General features: G+C 33.2%; 3 protein-coding genes. 1 reads left to right on the top strand and 2 read right to left on the bottom strand.

Annotated features, from left to right (window positions below; genetic code table 11):
- The first annotated feature begins 50 nt into the window (after positions 1 to 50).
- Positions 51 to 500 carry a hypothetical protein gene (locus KI369_RS27675; RefSeq protein ID WP_212958825.1) on the top strand — a complete coding sequence of 150 codons (450 nt, stop codon included), beginning with the start codon at positions 51 to 53 and terminating at the stop codon, positions 498 to 500.
- A gap of 52 nt (positions 501 to 552) precedes the next feature.
- Here the strand turns inward: KI369_RS27675 and KI369_RS27670 are convergent, their stop codons facing one another.
- Together KI369_RS27670 and KI369_RS27665 are read right to left on the bottom strand one after the other, a co-directional pair.
- Entirely contained in the window at positions 553 to 1,800 is a 1,248-nt protein-coding gene (locus KI369_RS27670) for a glutathionylspermidine synthase family protein (RefSeq protein ID WP_212958823.1), read from the bottom strand.
- Positions 1,801 to 1,820: 20 nt separating this feature from the next.
- A complete protein-coding gene (locus KI369_RS27665) occupies positions 1,821 to 2,432 on the bottom strand; it encodes a hypothetical protein (protein ID WP_212958821.1) in 612 nt (203 codons plus the stop codon).
- Between the last annotated feature and the right edge of the window lie 49 nt (positions 2,433 to 2,481).

Here is a 2,481-nt window from a genome sequence, read left to right as displayed (position 1 = left end):
TTAGTTACATTATGGTGTATTGATTTGAAATAACAAAAGCAGGTGAACAAATGAAAAAGGCTTTATTCTCTGTTCTACTATTTGGACTCGTCTTCTTAAGCGCATGTGTTTCTTTTCAAAATGAATATGAAGATTATTGGGTAATAGAAAAATCCAGATATAATGAAATTGGATTTGGCCCATCAAATTTATATGAAAAAGCACAAGAAGATCCAACTATGGTACATTACTCAAATGATAGTATTAGCGAAGATAAAAGAATGATATATTTAGCATTTGGAACGAAGTACAAAAATGATAAAATTACAGTAAAAGAAGTGAAGGATGAAAAAGACAAATCTGTTATCGTCTTGCATATCGAGAAAAGTAAAGGAAAAGATGAAAACCCAGTCATGTATATTGGTGCACTAAAACTTAGAGACTTTATTAAAATTGTAGATGAAGATGGAAACAAAATCTTTGAAATGAAGAAAAATGAAAGCGTTACATCACAGCAATAAAAACGCTATATAAACAAAGAGCTCATCAAAAATGATAAGCTCTTTGTTTCATTTATCCTTCAATTGTAACCCCTGTAAACATCGATAAGTTGCCCGTTATTTTCTCACCTACTCGTAAAAATAACCCTGCGGCTCTTCCGCTAATGCAGTGTGAACCAATTAATAGTTTACCAGTATACGGACCATCCCATGTATCAATTGTATAATCAGGCATTTCTATGTATTGCTGATATATTTTCCGCTGTTCAAAGTAATACTCTGTTTTATCCTCAGCTAATAGTTCTTCATTTTCGTAAATAGATACCCCTCCGCCTTCACGACCGTATAAAGGTTTAGAAACATATGATTCATTTCTTTCTATAAACGTTTTATTTGTAAAATATGTCGGTAAGAAGTAGTTCTGAATGATTCCTCGCTCCTCTTCCCCAAAGAAAACTTCCTCTTCGTAAAGTTGCCAAATTAATGCGAGTACACTTTTATTTTGCATAAGAAAAGCAGCAGGTGGATTAATGATTTTGACTCTTCCTTGCGCTATATGATCTAAAAACTGAAGTCCAATTCTTTTCCCATTTTTATCAGTATCTGAAACTAAATATTCAATTGGATATAGTCTATATAAATAATAGATTCGTTCACCATTTGGCGTATATATACCATCATCTGCAACGACGATATCTTGTATACCTATATAGTCGGTTAATTGATCTAAGCAATAGCTTCTTAAAAATTGAACCGTTTGATGGTCTTCATCGTGCCAATCATAACTAGTAAAATATATCTTCTCTTCAGGACCTATATTATAGTCATGTTTAATTTGTTCCCATGCCTGAACAATATGCTCTTCTATATGATTTGGGTGATTTACATCATGATAACGACATAACACTTCATTTGCGACAGACGGCTCTAAATAACCTGTTGGTGTATCACAATTTACTTCTATTAATTTAATATCTTCACCATTTACGATAAAGTCAAACCTTGTAAAATATGAAAACAAACCAATATGTTTCATTCTCACAATTTCCCACGTTTCAGCTGGAAATCCTAGTTTTTGAAAATCTTCTGTCGTATTGACAATATATTGATACGTTCTATATAACACATACATAATTTCCTCTGCTGCTTTTGAAATAGCAGTATAAGTTTTTACTGGCATACGATACATACCCGTTGCCATATATTGATTCCATTCTTCCTTCTCTAAAAGACTCGGCCATGTAAATCCATTCCGACCAGCCTCTTCTGCAAGTGAAAACCATACTTTCATATACTCTTTCTGCTCTTGTTCTGTATACATGATCCTTTTATCCTTTCGTGTTATGATCCGGCCGGCGCTTTTGCATTCCCAATTCCACTGGAACCAGAATTCACTTTCGGAGTTTGAGTCGTAGATGATTTCGGCGTATTTGTATCTGGCGTCACTTTATTTGATGTACTCGGCTGTTGTTTATTTAAATCTACTTTATTGGAAGAATTATTGTTGTTACTGTTAGTTCCGCCGTAGTACCCTCCACCACCGCTGCCACCAGTTCTACTTTGGTCTTTTTCACGATATGGAATAATATTATTTGCATATGGTTTCTTCATTATATTCGGTTTTACTGTATAATTCATATTTGTAGTTCTGCTTGCTAGTAAATATCCTGCTACGAATGGAAGTATTGGTAAATGTGAATTTTCATTATACGATGAAAATGACGGATTCATTTCCTTACATAACTCATCATTTTCTACATTTTCATTAGTAGGAGTTTTATCGTCACAATTTAATGTTTCTTGTTCATTACCTTGTTTTCCACCATCTGTTTTAACAGCAGTACTTTCTTGTTGAGCAGTATCTTCTTCATAATCGCCACAGCCCGTTAATAAAAAAGATGATACGCCTATTGAAGTAGCAATTTTTATAAATTTACTTTTATCCATTCTCATGTGTTATACACCTAATTTCCTTTATCTATATTTTTCCAGTTACTTATAT

Origin of the sequence: Bacillus sanguinis (genome assembly GCF_018332475.1) — a bacterium.
GTDB classification, from domain to species: Bacteria; Bacillota; Bacilli; order Bacillales; family Bacillaceae_G; genus Bacillus_A; species Bacillus_A sanguinis.
The sequence above is the reverse complement of the archived record's forward strand: the minus strand, read 5'-3'. Positions and strand labels throughout refer to the sequence as shown.

Bases quoted from the DNA above. Each gene is read 5' to 3' on its own strand.
- KI369_RS27675 (WP_212958825.1), top strand. From the start codon at position 51: ATGAAAAAGGCTTTATTCTCTGTTCTACTATTTGGACTCGTCTTCTTA.
- KI369_RS27670 (WP_212958823.1), bottom strand. From the start codon at position 1,800: ATGTATACAGAACAAGAGCAGAAAGAGTATATGAAAGTATGGTTTTCA.
- KI369_RS27665 (WP_212958821.1), bottom strand. From the start codon at position 2,432: ATGAGAATGGATAAAAGTAAATTTATAAAAATTGCTACTTCAATAGGC.